Here is a 21,025-nt window from a genome sequence, read left to right as displayed (position 1 = left end):
CCGAGATCAAAGCAAAACCCCTGATCGTGAGATCAGGCAACAGACTCAAAACACTTCAAAACGTCCGGCTAACTGCACAAACGCCTATTTAAACAAGGGTGTTCGGCTGACTTCGCAATTCAACCTCGAACGCGGAAGGCGGAATGCAGAAACGAACGAGGACCCAACGACCGCAATACCCCGGCGCTATCCGCATTGTCGCCCGAAACGTACGGTTTTCGAGCCAAAACCGTACGTTTCGGGCGACAATGCATCTTCAACGCCGCAATCACCCCTGCACGGATGCCACTACGCGATATGGGCTTCGCCCGAAGTGACGGGGGTTTCCAGGCCGACGTCGTCGCACAGCACGAGCCGGCCGAAGGAATCAACCCGCGCGACCGCGCCTTCCGCGATAAGCGCCCCCACTCGATCAACCAGGCGCACCTGCTTGCCCGAAAGAAGCGCGTGCTCGTTGTACTCGTCGGCAAGCGGCTCGAACCCATCGCGCGTCCACCGTTGGTAGAGCAGGGAAAACTCGGTTGCAATTGCATCGAACACGCTGTCGAGCGCGCGGGCGGGATCCTTGTGCGCCAGCGCTGGCACCATGTCGGCAACGTACGCGGGTACGTTCCTGCCTCCCACCTGGGCACGCTCGACCGGCGGAATGACGTTCACGCCCGTCCCCACGCACACTCCGCCCGCATGCGCTTCCAGCGAAATGCCGCACAGCTTCTTGAACATCGAACGATCCATCGCAATCGGCGGCGCAGAGGGTACCGAGCTTTCACGGGAAGCCACTGACGTCAGCACCACGTCGTTTGGCCATTTGATCGCAACAACCTGGGCGGCAGCAGGCGAAAGCTCGACCAGCGCCCGACGAACGGCCATCGACACGACCAAGCTCAGCGTTGGCAGCGTACGCACGGGAACCTCCGGACGAAGCAGCCACGAGCAGTACAACCCGCCCTCAGGGCTAACCCACGCACGGCCCTGCCGACCGTAGCCGCCCGTCTGCACGCGCGCGCGCACCACCAGGCCTTCGTCCTCGCCCGCCTCAAGCGCCCGTTTCACCTCGTCGTTCGTCGAAGCAACCTGATCGAGATTGCGCACACGAAGCGTCAGCTGGCTCACAACCGCGCGGCCTTCCCCACCGTTACGCTTTCGTCCGTCACCACAACGTCGTTAGCCAGCACATGACCGGGATGCAGCTCCAGGAGCGGCTTCACGGTGAAATCGCGCTCGAGCAAACGGGGGTGAGGCAACGTCAGCACGTCCGAATCAACCACGTACAGCTGATAGTCCAGAATGTCGAGGTCGCACGTCCGCGGACCGTTCTCGATCTGGCGCACGCGACCCAGGCTGTTCTCGATCGCCTGCAAGTAGCCCAGCAGCTCCTTCGGGGCAATGCCGGTTCGCAGCAGCACCACGGCGTTCACGAATACGTCCTGGTCAAGGTAGTAGGCCGGCTCGCTCTCGTAAAAGCTCGATATGTCGATAATCTGCGTGTCGGGCAGCGAGCACATCTCGGTGATGGCCTGATTGAGCATGGCGATCTTGCCTTCGCGCTCCTCGCCCGGGCTTGCCACCAAGGGCACGTTGCAGCCCAGCCCGATCAGCGCGTACGGACGCAGGTCCTTGAGCGCTTCCACGGTAGCCTTCACATTGTGCGCACGAACCACGCTGGCCCCCAGCTCGCAAGCCATGAGCGCCTCGGCAGCGGACACGGCGTCACGATCGGCGGGGTTTTCGATGCCGTACGTATACCCAAGGAAGCTCTTGCGCGACACCGCCACCATCACCGGGTAGCCCAAACGCGCCAGCTCCTGGAAATTGCGCACCAGCTCCAGCGTCTGCTGCGGTGTTTTCCCAAATCCGGGACCAGGATCAAGGCAGATACGGTCGCGCGCGATGCCCTTGGCCTCCAGCATGGCCGCCTGATCGCGCAGCCAATCATGCACCTCGACCACGACATCGCGGTACGTGGGGTCATCCTGCATAGTGGCAGGTTCGCCCTGCATGTGCATGACCACCAGCCCGCACGTGCTTTCGCGCACGGCCTCCACCATAGCCGGATCGATGAATCCCGACACGTCGTTAACGATGGCCGCGCCCGCTTCCAGGCACGCACGCGCCACGACCGCATGTCGCGTGTCGATGCTCACGCACACGCCCTCTGACGCAAGCGCGCGCACCACCGGCAGCACGCGGGCAATCTCTTCGGCCTCGGACACGGGCTGCGCGCCCGGTCGCGTAGACTCGCCGCCCACGTCGATAATGCAGGCCCCTTCGTCCATCATGCGTCGCGCATGAGCCAGCGCCTCCTCGGGCGCATCGTGCATGCCGCCGTCCGAAAAGGAATCGGGGGTAACATTGAGGATGCCCATCACGATGGGCATCCTGGTATCGAAAGAATAATCAGCGCAACGCCACATCATCGTGCGGTTCCGTCGCCTTTCTCGTCGTTGGACTGGGGCTGACCCGCAGAAGCGTCAGACGGCGCAGGAGCAGCGGGGACGTTCGAAGGCGCGGCGGGCGCCGCCGCATCCGGCTCAGCGGGCGCGCGGAACGGCGGGTTCGGATCCTGATCGCCCGGCTCGATCGGCTCTTCCTTCCAATTGGGATCGGCAAGCTTCTCGTCACGCTCGCGCGCGGCGCGCTCCTCCGCCTCCTTCTTGGCGATGATCTCGTCCTCGTGCTTCAGGTATTCGTCCCACGTGTTGTCCAGCAAGGCCAAGCACGCCTCGCCCTCCACGGTTTCGCGCTCCAGCAGCACGTTGGCCATCAGGTCCATCTGCTCGCGATGGCTCACCAGAATGTCGTAGGCCCGATCGTGCGCTTCCTTCATGATGCGCGCAACCTCGTCGTCGATGCGGCGCGCCGTTTCCTCGGAGTAATCCTGCGTGTTGCCGTAGTCGCGACCCAGGAACACCTCGTGATTGGGCTGGCCGAACACCTGCGTGCCCAGCTCGGTGCTCATACCGTACTGCGTCACAATGGCACGCGCCATCTTGGTAGCACGCTCAAGGTCGTTCGAAGCGCCCGTGGTAATGTCGTCGCAGAAGATCTCCTCCGCCACGCGACCGCCCATGAACACGGCCAGCTCGTCGCGCATCTCGCCCAGCGAGTTGAGCACCTTGTCCTCCTTGGGGATGGACAACGTGTAGCCCAGCGCGCGGCCGCGCGAAATGATCGATATCTTATGCACGGGATCGGCATGCGGCAGCAGGTGTCCCACCAGGGCGTGTCCGCTCTCGTGGTACGCGATGGTGTGCTTCGTGCGCTCGTCCAGCACGCGACCCTTGCGTTCGGGGCCTGCGATAACGCGCTCCATCGACTCGCTGACTTCCTGCTGGGTGATGATCTTCTTGCCACGGCGGGCGGTCAGCAGCGCAGACTCGTTCATAAGGTTGGAAAGATCCGCACCGGTAAAGCCGGGGGTGAGCTTCGCCACCTTTGCCAGGTCGACGTCGCTGCCCAAAGGCTTGTCCTTGGAGTGAACCTGCAGGATGCGCTCGCGACCCTTGACGTCGGGCGCGTCCACCACGATCTGGCGATCGAAGCGGCCGGGGCGCAGCAGGGCGGGATCGAGCACGTCGGCACGGTTGGTCGCCGCAATCAGCACCACGGAGTCGTTGGCCTCGAAGCCGTCCATCTCCACCAGCAACTGGTTGAGCGTTTGCTCGCGCTCGTCATGGCCGCCGCCCAAACCGGTGCCGCGCTGACGGCCCACGGCATCGATCTCGTCGATGAAGATAATGGAGGGGGAAGCTTCCTTCGCCTGCTGGAACAGGTCGCGCACACGGGACGCGCCCACGCCCACGAACATCTCGACGAAGTCCGAGCCGGAAATGCTGAAGAACGGAACCCCCGCTTCGCCAGCGACGGCACGGGCCAACAACGTCTTGCCGGTACCCGGAGGGCCCACCAGCAGACAGCCGCGCGGAATCTTCGCGCCCATGGACTGGTACTTAGCGGGATTCGCCAAGAAGTCCTTGATCTCCTGCATCTCCTCTACAGCCTCGTCCACACCGGCAACGTCGGAGAATTTGACGTCGGGGCGCTCTTCGATGCTCTTCTTGGTTTTGGCCTTGCCGAAGCTCATCTGGGAGTTGTTCGCCTTCTGCATGGAATTGAAGAAGAAGAACAGCAGGCCGCCGATCAGAATGATGGGAAGCAGCGTGGACAGAATGCCGGCCCATGGGCTGGGCAATTGCACCTCGTACGGCACATTCGGGTGAGCGGCCATCAGCTCGCCGATGGAGCCGCCTGCGTACGTGGACGTGAACTTATGCTCGCTGCCCAAGGTCACGGAACTCAAGTCGGACGTTCCCACGCCGCCCAAAGCCTTGCCCGTTTCAGGATTCTTGATGGTTGCCATCTTCGCGTTCAGCGCCTGGAAGGCCCCGTTGAACGCGTCGGCCGCAGTCGATCCCGCCGTGATAGCCGGGTAGTACGTGCCGGACACCGTGTAGTCGCCAGCGTTGTACACCACCTTCGTCATGCGATCCTGCTCGACGGCCTGAACGAACTCCGAGGTGATCAGGCGATCGGTAGGCATAGACCCCGACGTGGACATGTTCATGAACTGCTGCCCCACGAAAAAGGCAATAATCATGAATAAGATGACCGATATGACGGTCGTCCGAGGATTCGGCTGCTGAAACTGTGATTGTTTGTTTTGCTGTGCCATAAAGCCTTGCTTTCGGGTTAGTAGATCTCCGGCTTCAAAACGCCGATGTAGGGAAGGTTGCGGTAACGCTCCGCAAAATCAAGCCCATAGCCTACGATAAACTCATCGGGACATTCAAAGCCAATATACTTGCAATCAATCTTCGCCTGCGCCGGCGTCTGCTTGCGCAGCAACGTCGCAACCTCGATGGAGGCAGGACCGCGCGACGACAGGTTCTTCAACAGGTACTTCAAAGTAAGGCCGGAATCGAGGATGTCTTCGGCCACGATAACGTGCCGCCCCTCGATTTCGGAGGAGAGGTCCTTGAGGATGCGCACCACACCGGAACTTTTCGCGCCGTTGCCGTACGACGAAATGGCCATGTAGTCCATCTCGAGCGGCAGTTCAATCGCGCGAGCCAGATCCGCCATGAAAATCGCAGCACCGCGCAGAACCGACACGAGCACGATGCCCTCGTCGGCGACCTTCGCGTAATCGTTCGTGATCGCCGCTCCGATTTCGCCCACGCGCCGGGCTAGATCGTCTTCGGTGAACAGGATCTCCGCAATGTCTTGATGCACGGTTTCGGCCTCTTCGTCGCTTTCCATTCGCACCCTCGACCACCCATGCGCGAATGCGCATTACGTGAGCAAGGACGTCAACGCTTACCATGAGTTCGGTTAGTGTACCATTGCCCTCCAAGCAAAAGGAGACAATACGGTAACGCCGCCCCACATGCCACGATAATTACATTGTGCCGCAGGAACTGGGGCTTTATAAGCAACCGTCCGTCGTTGAAGCGCTAGGCGAGCGAAGTCTTCAAGTCCGGGAACTCTTCGAGCAAGCGCTTTACCGGCAAGCCGATAACCGTGTCGAGGTCACCCTGCACGTGCTTCACAAGATCGGCTCCGGCTCCTTGGACGGCATACGCGCCAGCCTTGTCGAACGATTCGCCTTTGCGCAGGTACTCGACGATCTGGTCGTCGCTCAGCTCGTGAAACGTCACGGCAGCGCTGTCCACGAACGTGCGAAAGCCCAGCGATACCTGGTCGGGCTCGGGCGCGGCGACCAGCCACACGGATACGGCGGTGATCACTTCGTGCGTGGTGCCGGCCAGCCGGCGCAACATGCGCTTCGCGTCGGAAAGGCTCGCGGGCTTCCCGAAAATCTCGCCCTCGCACACCACCATGGTGTCGGCGCCCAAGATGGCGGCCATACCCGTGTAATCACCCGACAGGACCTCTTGAACCACGGCTCCGGCTTTGCGCTCTGCCAGCTTTTTAGCCGCCTCGGGCGGGTCGGCAAGCAGATCGGGTTCCAACGTTTCGTCGACTTCGGACACGCGGACGGAGAATTCCACGCCTTCCCGTTCCAGCAGCTCGCGGCGTCGCGGCGACCCGCTGGCCAAAATGACGTCGACGGCGGATGCAGGCTGGGTAGAAGGCGCAACCGACTGATCCTCGGCGCTTGCGGACTCTTGAGATGAAGTGTTCTGTTCGTTTTCCATGACGGATATTGTACCACCTTGGCGAAGAGCACAAGAAAACGGCGCACTTCGCCAACAAGCCCGAATGGACGCAGGCGCGCGAAGCGCTAGACCCGCTTCCTTCGTGCACGAAATGCGGCCATGGGCTCTATGCGCACGCCTTGCTTGTTGGCGCTGACAGCCAAATCGCCCTGCACGTTGGCCACGTATCCGCCCCTCGGGCGCGCTTCGCCCCATGCAGCCAACACGGCGTCCACGGAAGCAGTCTCCACCCGCGCTTCGAGTCCCAACATGTGATGCAGGATGCGCACCGCCACGCGACGAAGCAACGGAACGGGCTGCTCGCCCAACTCGGGGGCTAAAACGCAACCGGCAGCGAAGTCAGGAGACCGACCGGGAACATGCTCGATCCAGGATGCATGCTGCTCAACCAGATCGTCTACGAGGCGCTCAAGCATGTCGTCTTCGTCGGCAATCAGGTTCATGGTTCGGCACAGCACTTCCATGAGCTGGGAGTTTCGTTCTTTCGCGCGCGGCACAATCTCGTGACGCACGTACGCGCGAAACCGGTCGGTGTGGGCATTCGTAGCATCCTCGCGCCACAGCGCGCCCGAACCGTCGCGCGCCACCGGCAAGCCGACCTGTGCACGATCGTCCAAATACGCCCGAAGATCATCGCGCGTCGCGTCCAGCAACGGACGAACCACCGGCCCGTTCCGATACCTCATCGCGCGAAAACCGCCCGGCCCCGTACCCACGATGGACCGCATATAGAAACTCTCCACGCGATCATCGGCCGTATGCGCAGTAAAAATGCGCCCGTCCGCAAGCGGCGCGGACGCATGCAGGCATAGGCTTTCGAGCGCTTCGTTCGCGGCAAGATAGCGCTCGCGTCGCGCAACGGCCTCCACGTTCTCGCCCGTGCGCCGGGCTTCGCGCGCTACATCAACCTCACACAAAAACAGCGGCACAGCCAGAAGCTCGGCAAGCTCTTCCACGAACCGGGCGTCGGCGTCGGCGTCTTCGCCCCTTAGCTTGTGGTTCACATGCAGCATGGCAAGCGGGCCCACCAGCCCTTCGTCGTGCAGGTCGCGAGCCAAATATGCCAGCGCCGTCGAATCCGATCCCCCTGACACCATAAGAAGCACCGGGACGTCCGGCTTCGCCAAGTCACGCTCGGAAACAGCGGCAGCAACGCGCTGACGCAGGGTATTCGATTCGCTCACGTTCGCTCCCCTTCTCGCATATCCCACCGATCGAGCCCGCTCGAAAGCGGCGAAGCCCCACCGGAGCCTTCAAGTCTCATGGGACGCCAAGCATCTTGGCGATATCATACTCCTCCCCGAAGGCTCAGAAGCTGGAAGGGAGGTTTCTGTTTTCGGGAGCCACGATAAGAGCAATCGTCTCGATATGATCGGTATGAGGGAACATGTCGACCGGCTGAACAACCTTGACCGTAAACCCTCGGTCACACAGAAACGCCAGGTCACGAACTTGAGTTGTAGGGTTGCAGGAAATGTAGACGATGCGCTTCGGGGCAAGCGCCACGGCAGCGTGCAGGAATTCCTCGCTCGCGCCCGCGCGCGGCGGGTCCATCAGCAGCACGTCGACGCTGCAGCCATCGGCAGCTTGCGCACGCATGAAGTCGCCAGCATCGCCCACCACGAACCGAGCGTTCTCCACGCCGTTGTGGCGCGCGTTCTCGCGTGCGTCCCGGACGGCCGACGCAACGCTGTCCACGCCCGTCACCTGCGCGGCGCCGTGCTTTGCCGCCACCAAACCAATGGTGCCCGTGCCGCAATACGCATCGATAGCGCTCTCGTTTCCGGAAAAGCCGGCCAATTCGATGGCTCGACGGTACAGCACTTCGGTCTGCACCGCATTCACCTGGTAAAACGACTGCGACGATATGCGGAAGCTCAGTCCACACAGCTTATCCAATATGAAGCCGGGGCCGTAGAGCGTTTGCTCGCGCTGCCCCAAGATGACATTCGTCTGACGCTCGTTGACGTTCTGCACGACCGTCGTAACGCCGGGGCAGCGCTTGACCAAGTCGCGACAGAAATTCCGCGACGCCGGGAACTCCCGCCCGTTCGTCACCAGCGTGACCAGCACCTCTTCGCTTGTATGCCCCACGCGCACAATGGCATGGCGCAAAAATCCCGTTCCCCTGTCTTCGTCGTAAGGCGTTATGCCATAGCGCGGCATGAGATCGCGAATGACTCGGATGATACGTTTGGCCTGCTGGTTTTCCAACAGGCAAGCATCGGTTGAGACGATGCGATGCGTACCTGCGGCATACATGCCGCACAAGATCTCGCGCCGGGGAGCCGCACCCTTACCGTTCTTGCCGCCCTTGCCCCGACCCCCCTTCGAGCTATCGGCTTTTCCTTTGCCGCCCGACGCGGGGAGCTTGCGACCGGGCGCGTATGGAGACGCCACCTTATTGCGGTAGTAATAGGGGTCTTCCATTCCTAAAATAGGAAGGAGCGCAGACGGATCAGCCACCTCCGCGAACAGCTTTGCAACCTGCGCATCCTTGGCAGCAAGCTGATCGGCATACGCCACGCTAATATGCTGGCACGCGCCGCACTGACGCTCAACAGGGCATTCGGGATGCGGCACGGCGTCTTCCAACGCGCTTGCGCATGCGCCCTTACTGCCAAACGAGGAATTTTGCATTGTCGTCACTCCAATGAACATCGCGGATATAGCGTTGCAAGCCCGCACCGTCGCGGCTCTCGAACAAGCGCACGATTTCGGCATGCTCGTCGTTTGCCTGCCGCAAAAGGCCGTCCAAATCGGATTCGGCAACGCGGGCGTACTCGTGCTTCATGAAGCAGCGGTTCAGCTGCCGGATAAGCTCCACCAAGCGAGCGTTTCCGCACTTCTCCATATAGCAGGCGTGAAAGTCACGCTGTAGATCGTCGTATTTTTTATACAGGCGCTTCTCGATGGCCAGCTCCATCGAACCGTGCAGAAACTGCAGTTGGGCAAGGTCTTCTTCGGTCACGTGGTCCACCGCAAGCAGGGCCGCCCGCCCGTCCAAAGGCCCGATGACCTCGACAATCTCCCGAGCACTGTCCTCGGTCACGCTTTTCACGTAAAACCCCTTGCGCGGAACGTTTTCAAGGTAGCCGTCGGAGGCAAGCTGAATGAGCGCTTCGCGCACCGGCGTACGACTCACGCCTAGCGCCTCGCATATCTGCTGTTCGCTGATCTTGTGGTCGTCGGCCAGCGCACCGCCGTCAATAAGATCAACGATGTAGTCGTACACATGGCCCTTCAGCGACCGGTACTCGTTTGTCATGTAATCCGCCTGTCACGCTGCTGCACTGTATACCAATATATCATACGCGCAACTCTGCCCCCTGCGAAGAACAGGGCAAACGAACCTCTCAACACTCCCGAAAACAGCCAGACGCAAACGCCGGGCCGTCGGCCTTTTTCACGCATGCCCGCTTCACGCATGTTCGCTTGCCTTCTCCAAGACTGACCTGGCTTTGCAGCATCAAGCCACCCGGATGCGTTGCCAAGGTGTCGTGTCCGGGCGGTAACTTTTTCCTTATACGCCTTGATTGTATACAATATCCAAGCTACAGTTTGCACCATAAGGAATACCGGCAGCACCGAACCGCGCGAAAGGATTCGCAATGACCAAGTTCACGAACGTCATCGTCCGCCGTCCCGCAAAATCCATGGTAGAGGGCATCACCTCCGCACCCGAACTGGGCAAGCCCGACTACGAGCTGGCCTGCAAGCAGCACGACGACTACATTGCAGCCCTGAAGGAATGCGGCGTCGAGGTAACCGTCCTGCCCGCCCTCGAGCAATTCCCCGACTCCTGCTTCGTCGAGGACCCGGCGGTCATCACGCGCAAGGGCGCCATCATCGCGAACCCCGGCGCCGCCAGCCGCAACGGCGAAAAGGACGAGATCGAACCTGCTATTCGCCAGTTCTTCGATGACGAGCACGTGAAGCGCATCGTTGCCCCGGGCACGCTGGACGGCGGCGACGTCATGATGGTGGGCGACCACTTCTATGTGGGACGCTCTGCTCGCACCAATGAAGAGGGCATCCGCCAATTCTTCGAGATCCTGGAAGGCTGGGGCCTCGAAGGCTCCGAGGTGCCGTTGGAATTCGTCCTGCACCTGAAAACGGGCGTGAACTACCTTGAGGACAGCAACATGCTGGTGTCCGGCGAATTCGTGACGAAGCCCGACTTCGCTCAGTACAACAAGATCCAGATTCCCGAAGACGAGGCCTACGCCGCCAACTGCATCTGGGTGAACGGCACGGTCATCGTGCCCGAGGGCTACCCGACCGTTTTGGCGGCCGTACAGGACGCGGGCTACCAGACGCTGACCGTCGACACATCCGAGTACCGCAAGCTGGACGGTGGCCTGAGCTGCCTGTCGCTGCGCTTCTAACCCAACGCTCGCTTGATACGCAGGCCCGGCATACTCATGCTGGGCCTGCGTGCAGATAAGCCCGGCAAAACCGAGGGACGATGCCGGCGTAAGCGGTAACGGCTCTATAACTGTTTTAAGAAGCATTCAGCGACGCACGGTATAGTAGTCTGCGAGACGCCGTACGCGAAAGGACTTCCCATGAACTTCATCATCCGCTGGCTGGTCACCGCCATCGCCGTCGGCGTGGCCGTATGGCTGGTTCCCGGTATCGAGATCATCGGCGGCAACGAGGCCTGGGTGGGAATCGCCATCTTCGGTTTGATGTTGGCGCTTGTCAACATCAGCATCAAGCCGCTCATGCAGGTGCTGAGCCTTCCCATCACCGTCATCACGCTGGGCATCTTTTACCTGATCGTAAACACGTTTTTGCTATACGTTGCCGCGTGGCTTGCAAACGGCATCTTCCAAGTTGGATTCGCCATCGCCACCTTCGGCAGCGCGTTCGTGGCGTCCATCGTGATCAGCATCGTGTCAGGAATCATGAATTCCGTGGTAGGAGCCGACGACTAGAGCGCCAAGCGCCCGCAAGCACCACATCTTTCGACGTTTCCCGACGATCCCGATCGCCTTGCGCGAAAGGGATCGTTTTTCTATCTCCAGAAAGCCTCCATGGACAACCGAGCATTTCGCTTTATGATGGACAGGAACTAGCCGCTTCGCATTGATCCGATGCCCGCGGGCGCCGCACGTCGTCGCGCGCGGGCATCGGATCCGCACATCACGTGAGGATCCGAACCATGGAGCACATCGAAGGCGTCTCTCGCGACGCCTCGGGACGCGCGTCTGCGTCCCTAAAAAACGCCGCATCATGGCGATCGAAAACCGGTGCCGCCGCAAAGCGCATCGCGAAAATTCTCGTTCAGCTCGTCTTGCTTCTGGGCGTGTACGCTGCAGGCTGCGCGCTCGCCTCGGTACTTCCCATCACCCTGCCTGGAAACATCGTGGGCATGGTGCTGCTGCTGGCGCTTTTGGGAACGGGACTCTTGAAAACACGGCACGTCGGCGATGCGTGCACGTGCCTCATCGACAACATGTCGCTGTTCTTCATTCCTGCCGGCGTTGCCATCATGGGATGCGTTTCTCTGCTGGAAGGAAACGTGGCGAAGTTTGCCTTGGTCTGCGTAGCAACGACCGTGCTGGTGTTTTTGGCTACGTCAGGAACCGTGGTGTTCGTATCGCGCCTGATGGATCGATGGGAAAAGAGGTAGAGCGTGGCACCGCTTATCCTAACGCTTATTGTGGGCACCGTGCTTTCCGTGGTGACGTTCAAGCTTTCGGTCCTACTGTACCACCGCGTTAACTCCCCGCTTCTCAATCCCCTCCTGGTCACGGTGGTATTCGTCATCGCCGTGCTGAGCATCTTTCGCATTCCGCTGGAATCCTACGAAGAAAGCGTCCGGGTGATCTCGTTCTTGCTGGGGCCCGCAACCGTAGCGCTGGCATATTCGGTATACCAGCAGCGTCAGATCCTGAAGAAGCACTTCGCACCTATTTTCGCCGGCTGCCTAGTAGGCTCCATCGTTTCCATGGTCAGCGCATACGGGTTGTGCAAACTGCTCGGTTTGGGCGACGACATGGCGCTTTCGTTCGTTCCCAAGTCGGTTACCACGCCCATCGCCATCGCCGTTTCCCAGCAGCTCGGAGGCATCACCTCTATCACGGTGGCGGCCGTTATCGTAACCGGCGTTCTGGGAGCCATATTCGCGCCGCTCATGACGCGCGTATTCCGCGTGCGCAACCGCGTGGCGCGCGGCGTGGCCATCGGAACCTGCGCACACGCCGTTGGCACCACCAAAGCTATCGAAATGGGAGAGCTTGAAGGCGCCATGAGCGGCGTGGCCATCGCAGTGGCGGGCTTGCTCACAACTGCCATCGTGATCGTAGCCAGCTGCTTCATGTAAGTCGGGGGCCGCAGTGGCCCCCGATAATCACATACTATTCGTCGCCCGATGCAAAAGCGATGCGATAGATGGCCTTCGCGTCGTCCATGCTCAGCTTCTTGAAGCTCCCGAACGGCTCGCCCTTGTTCTCCTTGAGCGTGGGAATCAGCTTATCGATATCGGCTTCTTCAACGCCCAGTTCGTCCAAGGTTGTCGGCATGCCCAAAGACGCAAAGAACGAACGGGTCTCGTCGATAGCCGACAGAGCGTCGGAGGCCGCATCTCCCGTGGGAGCCAGCCCGAACACCTCGCGCCCGTAATAGGCGAAGCGAGCCGGGTTCGCGTCGTACACGAATTCCATCCAAGCCGGGAACATGACGGCCAAGCCCGCGCCGTGAGTGATCTCCGGATACAGCGCGGAAAGCTCGTGCTCCAAGCCGTGCGTTGCCCAATCCTCATGCCGGCCAACGCCCGCCAAACCCTGATGGCACAGCATGCCTGCCCACATGACGTTTGCACGCGCATCGTAGTTGTCGGGATCGGCCAGAACGCGCGGAGCCTCGGCGCGCACCGTCTTCATAAGCGACAAGCACAGATTGTCCGTAACCGGGACCGCGCCCACGTCGTCGAAAAAACGCTCGAGCAAGTGACAGAACATATCGGTGCAGCCGGCGGCCGTTTGGAACGGCGGCAACGTAAACGTAAGCTCGGGGTTCATGAACGCAAGCTTCGGGCGCTGCGCGTTGTTCGCATACCCCGTTTTCATTTGCAGCGCATCGTTCGAGACAACCGTGTTCTTCGACGCCTCGCTGCCAGCCGCCGGAATGGTCAGCACCACGGCAATGGGCAGCACGTCGTTCGTCAGCCGCTTCGATTCGAAGAAGTCCCACACGTCGCCTTCGTAGCGCGCGCCCACCGCGATCGCCTTCGCCGAGTCAACAACCGAACCGCCGCCCACAGCCAGCACCCAATCCACCTCGTGCTGCTTGCACAGCGCCACACCTTCGCGCACCAACGTGATTTCGGGGTTGGGACGAACGCCCCCCAACGTCACGTGCTCGATGCCTTGCGCTTCCAAAGATTCTTTGACGCGATCGATCAAGCCGCTGGCCAAAGCGCTTTTGCCGCCGAAATGCAGCAGTACCTTTCGGGCGCCACGTTCGGCCAACTTTGTCCCCACCTGCAGTTCTGCGTCTTTGCCGAATACGAAATGAGTCGGCGACACGAATTCAAAGTTCTCCATGACCATGACCAACTTTCTTTTGACTGAACCGTTACCGCGCCCCGAGCGCAGCAGGCTTGCCGTCTGGCGTACAATAGCAAGCATAGTACATACGCGTGTACCGTACACCGTTCGAAAGGAAATTGCCATGCCTAACTCTGATGCGAAAATAGTTCGCGGGCTGAGCATTGCCGTTTTGATTCTGTCCATACTTGCCGTTGCCGGCTCCTTGCTGGTCATGGTTTTCCTTGGCATAAGCGGCGCTGCGCTCAGCGATCCGAGCGTGACGAGTTCCGCCGCCATCGAGATCGACAGCAGCTCGGGGATAAGCGCGGACTCTCTGAGCGGCGACGAGGTTGTGGGCCTAGCCATGCTGAGCCTGGGCGTTCTCGGCATGTTCATGGGTTGGTTGATAATCTGCTCCATCGTTCCGTTGGTAGCGGCAATCCTGGGAATGCGCAACTATAGCAACGTGGACAAACTGGGCGGAGCTTTCGGCTGGGCCATCGCAGGCGCCGTATTCTCGTTTTTGTGCGGCAACGTCATCACCATGGTGCTGCTTATCGTGTCCGCCGTGTACATCAACAAGCTGAGGCGCGCGCCCATGGTGCCCTACGGCCAAGCGCAGCCCGTGTACGGTTACGCACAGCAGCCCGGAAACCAGCAGCAGCCTCCCGCCCCTCCGGCGCAGTAGCACGACCGAACCCTGTTTTAGGCATGAAAAAGCCCGCTTTGCTTGCGGGCTTTTTCATGCCTGTTCGCGGCCACCTGTTCACAGCGGCTTATCCCAGTGCCACGTCCAAGACCATCATCACCAGGAAGCCGGCCATCACGCCAAGAGTGCCGGCATTGGAGTGGTCGCCCAGATGCGCCTCGGGGATGAGCTCCTCCACCACAACGTACATCATAGCGCCAGCCGAGAACGCCAGCATCCACGGCATGTACGGCGAGATAAGCCCCGCGAAGAGCACCACGAGGATACCGAATACGGGTTCGGCCAGGCCCGACAACGTACCAAGCGCAAACGCCTTCGGCGCGCTCATGCCTTCTTGCAGCATAGGCAACGCCACAGCCGCGCCCTCGGGCACGTTTTGGATGCCGATTCCAATAGCCAATGCCACAGCCATGCCGAACATTGCAGGATCGCCGCCGTTCTGCGCCGCCATGGCAAACAGCAAGCCCACGCTCATGCCTTCGGGAATGTTATGCAAGGTTACTGCCGTGAACAGCAGCGTGGGTCGATTCCATTTGCTGGGCAAGCCTTCGGGCTTGCTATCTCCTGGATGTAGGTGAGGCAGCAGTTGATGTAGCGCCATAAGAAACGCCACACCCAAAGCGAACCCGCCAGCTGCGGGGATCCATCCGATCTGGCCCGCCTCCTCAGCGCGCTCGATGGCAGGAATAAGCAGCGACCACACCGAAGCCGCGATCATAACGCCCGCAGCGAACCCCAAGAAGATGCGCTGGAACAGCAGACTGTCGCGCTTTCGGAACAGGAAAACCGAAGCGGCGCCCAACGTGGTCATAAGAAACGTGAATCCGGTACCGCCGGCAGCCCAAAGCAAAGCTTGTTGCAACTTGTACTTCCTTTCGATCATTTCGCAGAACCATTACCGTACACTTTACCGCATGCCCAGAAAACCCCTTCTACCTATTTGGCACATGATTGCAGGGCTTCCGAAGAATGGACGATCAGCAAGTTGGCTCCAGCGCTTCGCTGCCGAGCGTTGCGGACAGGGAGCTACGTAATGAGGCCGGGGGTTGCGCCCCCGGCCTCATCGAAAGGAATACCGACAGTGTCGCTTGGCTTTTGCTGCTTTTCCTACTAGCCCATCGCTTTCGCGATGTCCGCAATAATAACCGCACGAGACTGTTTACTTGGCGAAGATAGTCTTATCGTTCGTATTGCGTTTCTATTCAACTGTCGGACACCGCGATTGTACTCTCTTTTACCCTAAAAGCGAACCCTTTCCAGGGTTTTTGTGCAGGTGAACAACGAAATTGTTACCTAACGGACCCTTGCTCGTTAGGGAACAGTTCTTCTTAGCTATATGCAAAATAGAGAAGTTTTTATTCATTTTGGCGCGAAGCCTTGGAGGGAGGAGAAGGCTTCGCGCCGGAAAATGAGAGCATCGGCGCGCCCTGTCGATCGCCAAAGTCGATACATGCCACTGACGAAGTCGCTGGAATTTCGCGGGCTTCGCACAGTCGGGCAGCAGCCGCTAGGAGAACTTGCCTGCAGCCAAATCGCGACCCAGCAAATAACCAAACGTCAAGCAATTGATGCCGTAGCTATTCCCAGGAATAGCGAAGTTGTATTCGTTTGCATACATATCGCCTACCATGCACCCAACATTGAACAGCCCGGGAATAGGCTCGTCGTTCTCGTCGCAAACCTCCATATCAACGCTGGTGCGCAAGCCTCCCATGATCGTCATGAACGTGCACGTGTTGGTCGCCGCGTAAAAAGGCCCGGAAGCTTCTATTTCAACCAAGAAATCAGGATTCTTATGGAAGTCGTCGTCTACGCCTTTGGCGCATAGTTCGTTGTACCTTGCAACAACTTCCTTGAGCTTCAAAGCGTCCAGATTCAGTTTCGCAGCCAAATCCTCGAGCGTGTCGGCCTTGACGTACTTGCCCTTTTCTATGCCTTGCTCCCAAATCTCGATCATCTCTTCAGCTGTTTTGGCAGGAAGAGTGTAGTCGGACCCGAACAGGTACCATTCATGGCCTTTATCAATGATGGCCTGCGGATAGTTCGACGTCCAAATCCCATAGGCTACATTTCCAGGCTGAGAAAGCAGATGATGGGCGCTGTACGGAGCAGATATGTCTTCACGCTGGTAGCGCTCCGTTCGGGCGTTCACATTAAGGCCCATATGGAAACCGCAAGGCTCATGGCTGCCTCCCCAACCACCTTGATACATGGGCGCAGCCGATGCGTGCTGCCAAGCAGCACCGGCCCAAAGACCCATCTTCTGACCATCGCCTCCATAGATTCCACCCATACGGAAACTGGTGTTGTAATCGGTTTCAACCTGTTCGAAACCCACGTATTTCAAAGCTTCAGGACAATAACAGGCAAGCATTTCCTTGTCAGTGGAGTAGTCTCCGGTAGCCAGCACAACCGCCTGCTTTGCAACGAACCTAACGTAGCTCCCATCGCCCATCTTGGAAGCCACAACGCCGACCACGCGGCCTTTCCCTTCGTCTTCCCGGATAAGCTGCTCGGCCTTCGTGTCGTAGATGATCTCTACGCCATACCCCTTTGCCTTGGCCTCAAGCGCTTCGACCGCTCCCTGCTGACCGGTGGAAACCATTGCGCTGTTGCCCTCGGTAGAGAACGCGTGTGCATAATTGGGACCATGGTCGAACGTGTTGTCGCGCTCCATGATCACTTCAAGGCCGCTTTCGTGCGCTATATCGATCATCCAGTTCATGGCTTCTTCGGACTCATTGTATCCACGCATCCACTTGCGTTGGTCGACAGCGAACGATGCAGCGCGCATTTCGTTGTAATAAAAAGGAACGGGATCGAACGGCTCGATCCCAAGCTGCTCCATCACTTTGGAATTTTTGGCATAATTGGAGCCGCCTCGAGAAATAGGGGCACTTGCCGCACTGAATAATGTGACCTTCGCTCCTTGCTCAGCCGCTGAAACAGCCGTGGTGAAACCAGCCATACCGCCACCTACGACAATGATGTCGTTTTCGATGGTTTCGCTTATTTGATCATCGGGAATAGGAGCAGGCGGAACCATGAACGACCATTTCGGCATGGCATCCGTCAATTTGATCACGGCATCGGAGGAATTGACAACCCCGCTCGATGATGCAGACGACGCAACGCCGTCACCGGACGATCCACCCGAAGGCGAACAGCCCACGATGCCCGCCGCAGCCGCGCCAGCAGCCCCCACCGCACCGAATTTAAGAAAATCACGACGTGAAAAACCCTGGTTCTTACCCATGAACGTACCCTCCTAAGAATTAGCATTCACTTCCGCGTATGCGTCTCCGCAATCTCCGCCAAAGCAAAAAAACCGCCTGCCCCTTGCAAGCGCTTTCATCATAGGTTCGTCATCCATAAAGAGAAAAGCAGCAACGAGTTACGCCCCTGCAACCTCTTTCTGCATACCGAACTTGCCCCTTCGAGGTATCAAGGGAAGCGCAAGCGAGGTATTCTGAGACGAGCACGCAAACGGATTCTGGGGAGGGAACCGTGGATATTCGGCAACTTGAATACTTCATTGTCGTCGCGCGAGAGGGCAACTTCACAAAAGCATCCGACGAGCTTTTCATATCGCGGCAAGCGCTGAGCAAAGCCGTTCGAAACTTGGAACACGAGCTTAGGACAACGCTTCTGGCAACGAAGGACAATCGGCTCGAACTTACCGAAGCAGGAATGCGCATCCGCAACGAAGCGCTTCCGATAGTGCAGGCGTATCAGGATTTCGAGCAACGGCACTCCGCCGCTCATGAAGCCTCGACTTACAAGCAAACGCTTGCCGTAGCAACCGTGCACGGTGCCGCATTATCGTTGCCGAACAGGGCCTTTGATTCGTTTCGGACAATGCGTCCCGAAGTGCTGCTGTCAATAGAAGAAGTGAATACGGATACAGCCATCGACATGGTGCGAACCGGAGAATCCGATATAAGTCTCGTAGGCTCCGCGCCAAAATACTTGCACGAATTCGATATCATGCTCGTAGTCGATACGGGGATCCATGTATTCGTTCCGAAAGGCAGCCCTCTGAGCAATCGCGACGAACTCTCGATTGAAGATTTGGATCAACAGCAGTTCGTTACGTTCGGAAAACGAGATCACCTGCATCGATACTTCGCTGAATCATGCGAAGCCGCAAACGTGCACCCCAATATCATACTGACCTCATCGAACAAAGACCTCCTCGTTCGAACCGCAATAGAGCAGAACGCTTTCTATTTCGGGTTCCCTAAAAGGGTTCACGCGCCTGACCGAAAAACCGCAGAGCCAAAACCCGTCCATCTGGGCCACAACGACACGTTCGGAACGTACGCGATCAAACGCAAGGGAGCGCCCCTTTCGTCATCGGCTCGTTTGTTCTGGGAGTATCTAGGAAAAGTATAGCCTCCGCTCGGCATCAACCAACAACGGCAAAGAGGCCCTGAAAGCCGAAAGGGTCGCTTCAGCTTTGCGATGAGAGGGGCAACGCAGGCCCTCGCCCGACCCTGGCGCTGCGCCCCTACCCCAACACGCAAAACGCCCCTGCCGAAGCAGGGGCGCGTCAAGCAAGATCGAGATCCGGAAACTTACGCGTTAGCCAACGGCGACGGCGTGCTGTACACACGAGCAGCGTTCTCCTGATCCAGGTCATAAAGAGCCTTGGCATCGGAGCCGAACAGCTTCATGCGCGTGATCATCTTGTCCGCGTTGTCCTCTTCCTCCTGCTGTTCCTCGATGAACCAATCGAGGAACTTCATCGTGCGGTAGTCCTTCGCATCGGCAGCAGCGCTGTAGATGTCGTTGATAAGGCTGGTCACGTACTTCTCATGCTCGAGAGCAGCCTCCAACGGCTCCAGATAAGAAGAGAACGTCTTGTCGGGCTGGTCGATTGCCAACAGCTTCACCTTCTGGCCGTTCTCATGCAGATAGTTGCGGAAGATCATCGCATGGTCGCGCTCTTCCTGGGCCTGAATCTCGTACCAATTGGCGAAGCCCTCCAGGCCTTCTTCCTCATAGTAATCAGCAAAAGACAGGTACAGATACGCCGAATACAGTTCTTTGTTGATCTGGTCATTCAAAAGTTCGTAAACCCGTGCATCCATGGAACTCTCCTCCTTTGTAGCTGCGAGCACTGCAAAGCAGCGCTCCTGTTCATCTGCTTTTTATGATACCTCTGATCAATCATTTGCAACATCGTTATCGGATCGAATCCACAGAGTGCGCAAGGCCGAGCCCTTGCATAAGGGCAGCTGGTCAAGAACAGCCGACCACCTTTCTGTAGAGCAGCGGCTGATTCGAGCTTGGGCCTTACCCCGCCACCGAACGAGACACGTGACCCCTGATCTGGTCAAGCAAAACAAGCACCAGATAGATACCCAGCATGGCAAGCGAAACGACCCCAGCGCCATCCCCCAACAGCTGGAACGCCACCATGCCCGCCGCCACGCTGGCCGCACAACTGGCACAGAACATAGCGAACACGCGCGAGAAACCAACTTCCGAGCTTTTCGCAGTCCAGAATAAAACCACCAAACCCAAGATATTGAATACGGTCACTCCCAGATACGAAAACACGTAAGGCACGACAGTGCCTTGCAGGACGTCGATCGAGTCCAGAAGCGGGCGCGCCAACAGCACGACCGCCGATACAGGAAGCGCAATGTGGTAAAACGACTTCATGATCCCGCCGACAACCCCCCGGGCACGGGAAACAACCCACCAGATCACCGCGACCACAAGCACGTACGCCAAAGGCTTCGGAGACAGACTCGTTACCGCCAGCCCGCCGGCATACGGCCAGAACGTTGCCCCGACCATGAAGAAATTGAACATAAGGCCCAAGACGGCGGCCCACCCATTGCGCATAGCTTGCGACATGGTGGAAATGGGTTTCGGAGGAGCATATTCGTCGCGAAGCCCCGCGCGGACCTCGTCGGCCACCACGATCTCCCGGGCAAGAAGGGGCAGCCCCCCGCACACCGCCAAAACCAAAAGACCCAGGCAGAACAGAAACGGCGTACCCGCAAACTCCATCGCAAACCACCAGCATGATGCCGCCAAAAACGAAAGCGACGTGTTCAGCAGCGCCCCGCGATAGGTGAACAATCGATAGTAGCGACCCCATTGGCGCAGCAAGCAGGTAAGCCCAAATCCCAGAAACACTCCGGAACCTGCGGCGCACACGGCAATCGGAGCAATGTTGATCAGCAAGGCGAACACCACGCCTACGATGCTGGCACATAGCCCAACGCCTATCGACCAACGCCGCCGCTCCTCGTCATGGGAGGAAACAAGGATGACCATGCACAGCAAAACAACGCCTATGAGAAACGAGCATGCGAACAGACCAGCGACCCCTTCAAGGCCGTACACCGCAAGCAGCTGGTTATCGGCGCGCAAGCACAGCCCAAAAGCAGCAAGCACGAATGACAGGGCAATGCCTGCCGGGGACCACTCGCGTTCATATGCTGTCGTGCTGTTGATATCGCCCTCTCTTTCGAAGCTTCCTATTATAAGGGTAATCAAGCGAAAATAATCTTACATTGCCCAAAGCGGTCCAACACGATCCGACGCCACTCAGCAGACCATAGACAATAGCGCGACGACCG

19 protein-coding genes are annotated in these 21,025 nt (G+C 58.9%); 6 read left to right on the top strand and 13 right to left on the bottom strand.

Annotated features, from left to right (window positions below; translation table 11 throughout):
• Positions 1–288: 288 nt before the first annotated feature.
• From DMP08_RS09635 to DMP08_RS09600, 8 genes are all read right to left on the bottom strand, one after another.
• Positions 289–1,113 carry a biotin--[acetyl-CoA-carboxylase] ligase gene (locus DMP08_RS09635; RefSeq protein WP_123192682.1) on the bottom strand — a complete coding sequence of 275 codons (825 nt, stop codon included), beginning with the start codon at positions 1,111–1,113 and terminating at the stop codon, positions 289–291.
• Positions 1,110–2,417, bottom strand: a complete 1,308-nt coding sequence (folP, locus tag DMP08_RS09630) for a dihydropteroate synthase (protein WP_123192681.1) — start codon at positions 2,415–2,417, stop codon at positions 1,110–1,112. The genes DMP08_RS09635 and folP overlap by 4 nt, the downstream gene beginning before the upstream one ends.
• Positions 2,414–4,672: an ATP-dependent zinc metalloprotease FtsH gene (ftsH, locus tag DMP08_RS09625; protein ID WP_123192680.1), complete on the bottom strand. Its 2,259-nt coding sequence runs from the start codon at positions 4,670–4,672 to the stop codon at positions 2,414–2,416. Before ftsH ends, folP begins: the two co-directional genes overlap by 4 nt.
• Before the next feature lie 17 nt (positions 4,673–4,689).
• Positions 4,690–5,232: a hypoxanthine phosphoribosyltransferase gene (gene hpt / locus DMP08_RS09620; RefSeq protein ID WP_114567332.1), complete on the bottom strand. Its 543-nt coding sequence runs from the start codon at positions 5,230–5,232 to the stop codon at positions 4,690–4,692.
• A gap of 221 nt (positions 5,233–5,453) precedes the next feature.
• Positions 5,454–6,158, bottom strand: coding sequence for a Maf family protein (locus DMP08_RS09615; RefSeq protein ID WP_123192679.1), 705 nt, complete (start codon positions 6,156–6,158; stop codon positions 5,454–5,456).
• 86 nt (positions 6,159–6,244) lie between these two features.
• Entirely contained in the window at positions 6,245–7,363 is a 1,119-nt protein-coding gene (tilS, locus tag DMP08_RS09610; protein WP_244596915.1) for a tRNA lysidine(34) synthetase TilS, read from the bottom strand.
• 124 nt (positions 7,364–7,487) lie between these two features.
• Positions 7,488–8,762: a 23S rRNA (uracil(1939)-C(5))-methyltransferase RlmD gene (rlmD, locus tag DMP08_RS09605; RefSeq protein ID WP_244596914.1), complete on the bottom strand. Its 1,275-nt coding sequence runs from the start codon at positions 8,760–8,762 to the stop codon at positions 7,488–7,490.
• Positions 8,763–8,793: 31 nt separating this feature from the next.
• The gene (locus DMP08_RS09600) at positions 8,794–9,447 is read right to left on the bottom strand and encodes a GntR family transcriptional regulator (RefSeq protein WP_123192676.1); all 654 of its coding nucleotides are present in this window, start codon (positions 9,445–9,447) and stop codon (positions 8,794–8,796) included.
• A gap of 343 nt (positions 9,448–9,790) precedes the next feature.
• On the opposite strand from DMP08_RS09600, the gene DMP08_RS09595 reads away from it, so the two are divergent.
• From DMP08_RS09595 to DMP08_RS09580, 4 genes are all read left to right on the top strand, one after another.
• On the top strand, positions 9,791–10,567 hold the full coding sequence (locus tag DMP08_RS09595) for a dimethylarginine dimethylaminohydrolase family protein (protein WP_123192675.1): 777 nt from the start codon (positions 9,791–9,793) through the stop codon (positions 10,565–10,567).
• Positions 10,568–10,747: 180 nt separating this feature from the next.
• A complete protein-coding gene (locus DMP08_RS09590; RefSeq protein WP_123192674.1) occupies positions 10,748–11,119 on the top strand; it encodes a phage holin family protein in 372 nt (123 codons plus the stop codon).
• Between the two features lie 227 nt (positions 11,120–11,346).
• Positions 11,347–11,817 carry a CidA/LrgA family protein gene (locus tag DMP08_RS09585; protein WP_123192673.1) on the top strand — a complete coding sequence of 157 codons (471 nt, stop codon included), beginning with the start codon at positions 11,347–11,349 and terminating at the stop codon, positions 11,815–11,817.
• 3 nt (positions 11,818–11,820) lie between these two features.
• Positions 11,821–12,510, top strand: a complete 690-nt coding sequence (locus DMP08_RS09580; protein ID WP_123192672.1) for an LrgB family protein — start codon at positions 11,821–11,823, stop codon at positions 12,508–12,510.
• Between the two features lie 34 nt (positions 12,511–12,544).
• Here DMP08_RS09580 and DMP08_RS09575 read toward each other — a convergent pair whose 3' ends face one another.
• Positions 12,545–13,732: an iron-containing alcohol dehydrogenase gene (locus tag DMP08_RS09575; RefSeq protein WP_123192687.1), complete on the bottom strand. Its 1,188-nt coding sequence runs from the start codon at positions 13,730–13,732 to the stop codon at positions 12,545–12,547.
• Positions 13,733–13,859: 127 nt separating this feature from the next.
• Between DMP08_RS09575 and DMP08_RS09570 the strand changes: the two genes are divergently transcribed.
• Positions 13,860–14,405: a hypothetical protein gene (locus DMP08_RS09570; RefSeq protein WP_123192671.1), complete on the top strand. Its 546-nt coding sequence runs from the start codon at positions 13,860–13,862 to the stop codon at positions 14,403–14,405.
• Positions 14,406–14,493: 88 nt separating this feature from the next.
• Here the strand turns inward: DMP08_RS09570 and DMP08_RS09565 are convergent, their stop codons facing one another.
• Both DMP08_RS09565 and DMP08_RS09560 read right to left on the bottom strand, forming a co-directional pair.
• Positions 14,494–15,288 carry a ZIP family metal transporter gene (locus DMP08_RS09565; RefSeq protein WP_123192686.1) on the bottom strand — a complete coding sequence of 265 codons (795 nt, stop codon included), beginning with the start codon at positions 15,286–15,288 and terminating at the stop codon, positions 14,494–14,496.
• A gap of 645 nt (positions 15,289–15,933) precedes the next feature.
• The gene (locus DMP08_RS09560) at positions 15,934–17,682 is read right to left on the bottom strand and encodes an FAD-dependent oxidoreductase (RefSeq protein WP_123192670.1); all 1,749 of its coding nucleotides are present in this window, start codon (positions 17,680–17,682) and stop codon (positions 15,934–15,936) included.
• Between the two features lie 251 nt (positions 17,683–17,933).
• Here DMP08_RS09560 and DMP08_RS09555 point away from each other — a divergent pair, with 251 nt between their 5' ends.
• On the top strand, positions 17,934–18,821 hold the full coding sequence (locus tag DMP08_RS09555; RefSeq protein ID WP_123192669.1) for a LysR family transcriptional regulator: 888 nt from the start codon (positions 17,934–17,936) through the stop codon (positions 18,819–18,821).
• Between the two features lie 182 nt (positions 18,822–19,003).
• Here the strand turns inward: DMP08_RS09555 and DMP08_RS09550 are convergent, their stop codons facing one another.
• Positions 19,004–19,519 (bottom strand): ferritin, encoded by a 516-nt coding sequence (locus DMP08_RS09550; protein ID WP_123192668.1) that lies wholly within the window; start codon positions 19,517–19,519, stop codon positions 19,004–19,006.
• 205 nt (positions 19,520–19,724) lie between these two features.
• Complete coding sequence (locus tag DMP08_RS09545) at positions 19,725–20,840, bottom strand: hypothetical protein (RefSeq protein ID WP_148042352.1); 1,116 nt, start codon at positions 20,838–20,840, stop codon at positions 19,725–19,727.
• Positions 20,841–21,025 lie beyond the last annotated feature (185 nt).

This window comes from Paraeggerthella hongkongensis (assembly GCF_003726035.1).
GTDB classification, from domain to species: domain Bacteria; phylum Actinomycetota; class Coriobacteriia; order Coriobacteriales; family Eggerthellaceae; genus Paraeggerthella; species Paraeggerthella hongkongensis.
This window is presented reverse-complemented; position numbering and strand designations above follow the sequence as displayed.

What these genes read in the sequence shown, in the direction of transcription:
- folP (WP_123192681.1), bottom strand. Translation starts at nt 2,417, where the DNA reads ATGATGTGGCGTTGCGCTGATTATTCTTTCGATACCAGGATGCCCATC.
- ftsH (WP_123192680.1), bottom strand. Translation starts at nt 4,672, where the DNA reads ATGGCACAGCAAAACAAACAATCACAGTTTCAGCAGCCGAATCCTCGG.
- DMP08_RS09615 (WP_123192679.1), bottom strand. Translation starts at nt 6,158, where the DNA reads ATGGAAAACGAACAGAACACTTCATCTCAAGAGTCCGCAAGCGCCGAG.
- DMP08_RS09600 (WP_123192676.1), bottom strand. Translation starts at nt 9,447, where the DNA reads ATGACAAACGAGTACCGGTCGCTGAAGGGCCATGTGTACGACTACATC.
- DMP08_RS09595 (WP_123192675.1), top strand. Translation starts at nt 9,791, where the DNA reads ATGACCAAGTTCACGAACGTCATCGTCCGCCGTCCCGCAAAATCCATG.
- DMP08_RS09590 (WP_123192674.1), top strand. Translation starts at nt 10,748, where the DNA reads ATGAACTTCATCATCCGCTGGCTGGTCACCGCCATCGCCGTCGGCGTG.
- DMP08_RS09585 (WP_123192673.1), top strand. Translation starts at nt 11,347, where the DNA reads ATGGAGCACATCGAAGGCGTCTCTCGCGACGCCTCGGGACGCGCGTCT.
- DMP08_RS09575 (WP_123192687.1), bottom strand. Translation starts at nt 13,732, where the DNA reads ATGGAGAACTTTGAATTCGTGTCGCCGACTCATTTCGTATTCGGCAAA.
- DMP08_RS09570 (WP_123192671.1), top strand. Translation starts at nt 13,860, where the DNA reads ATGCCTAACTCTGATGCGAAAATAGTTCGCGGGCTGAGCATTGCCGTT.
- DMP08_RS09560 (WP_123192670.1), bottom strand. Translation starts at nt 17,682, where the DNA reads ATGGGTAAGAACCAGGGTTTTTCACGTCGTGATTTTCTTAAATTCGGT.
- DMP08_RS09550 (WP_123192668.1), bottom strand. Translation starts at nt 19,519, where the DNA reads ATGGATGCACGGGTTTACGAACTTTTGAATGACCAGATCAACAAAGAA.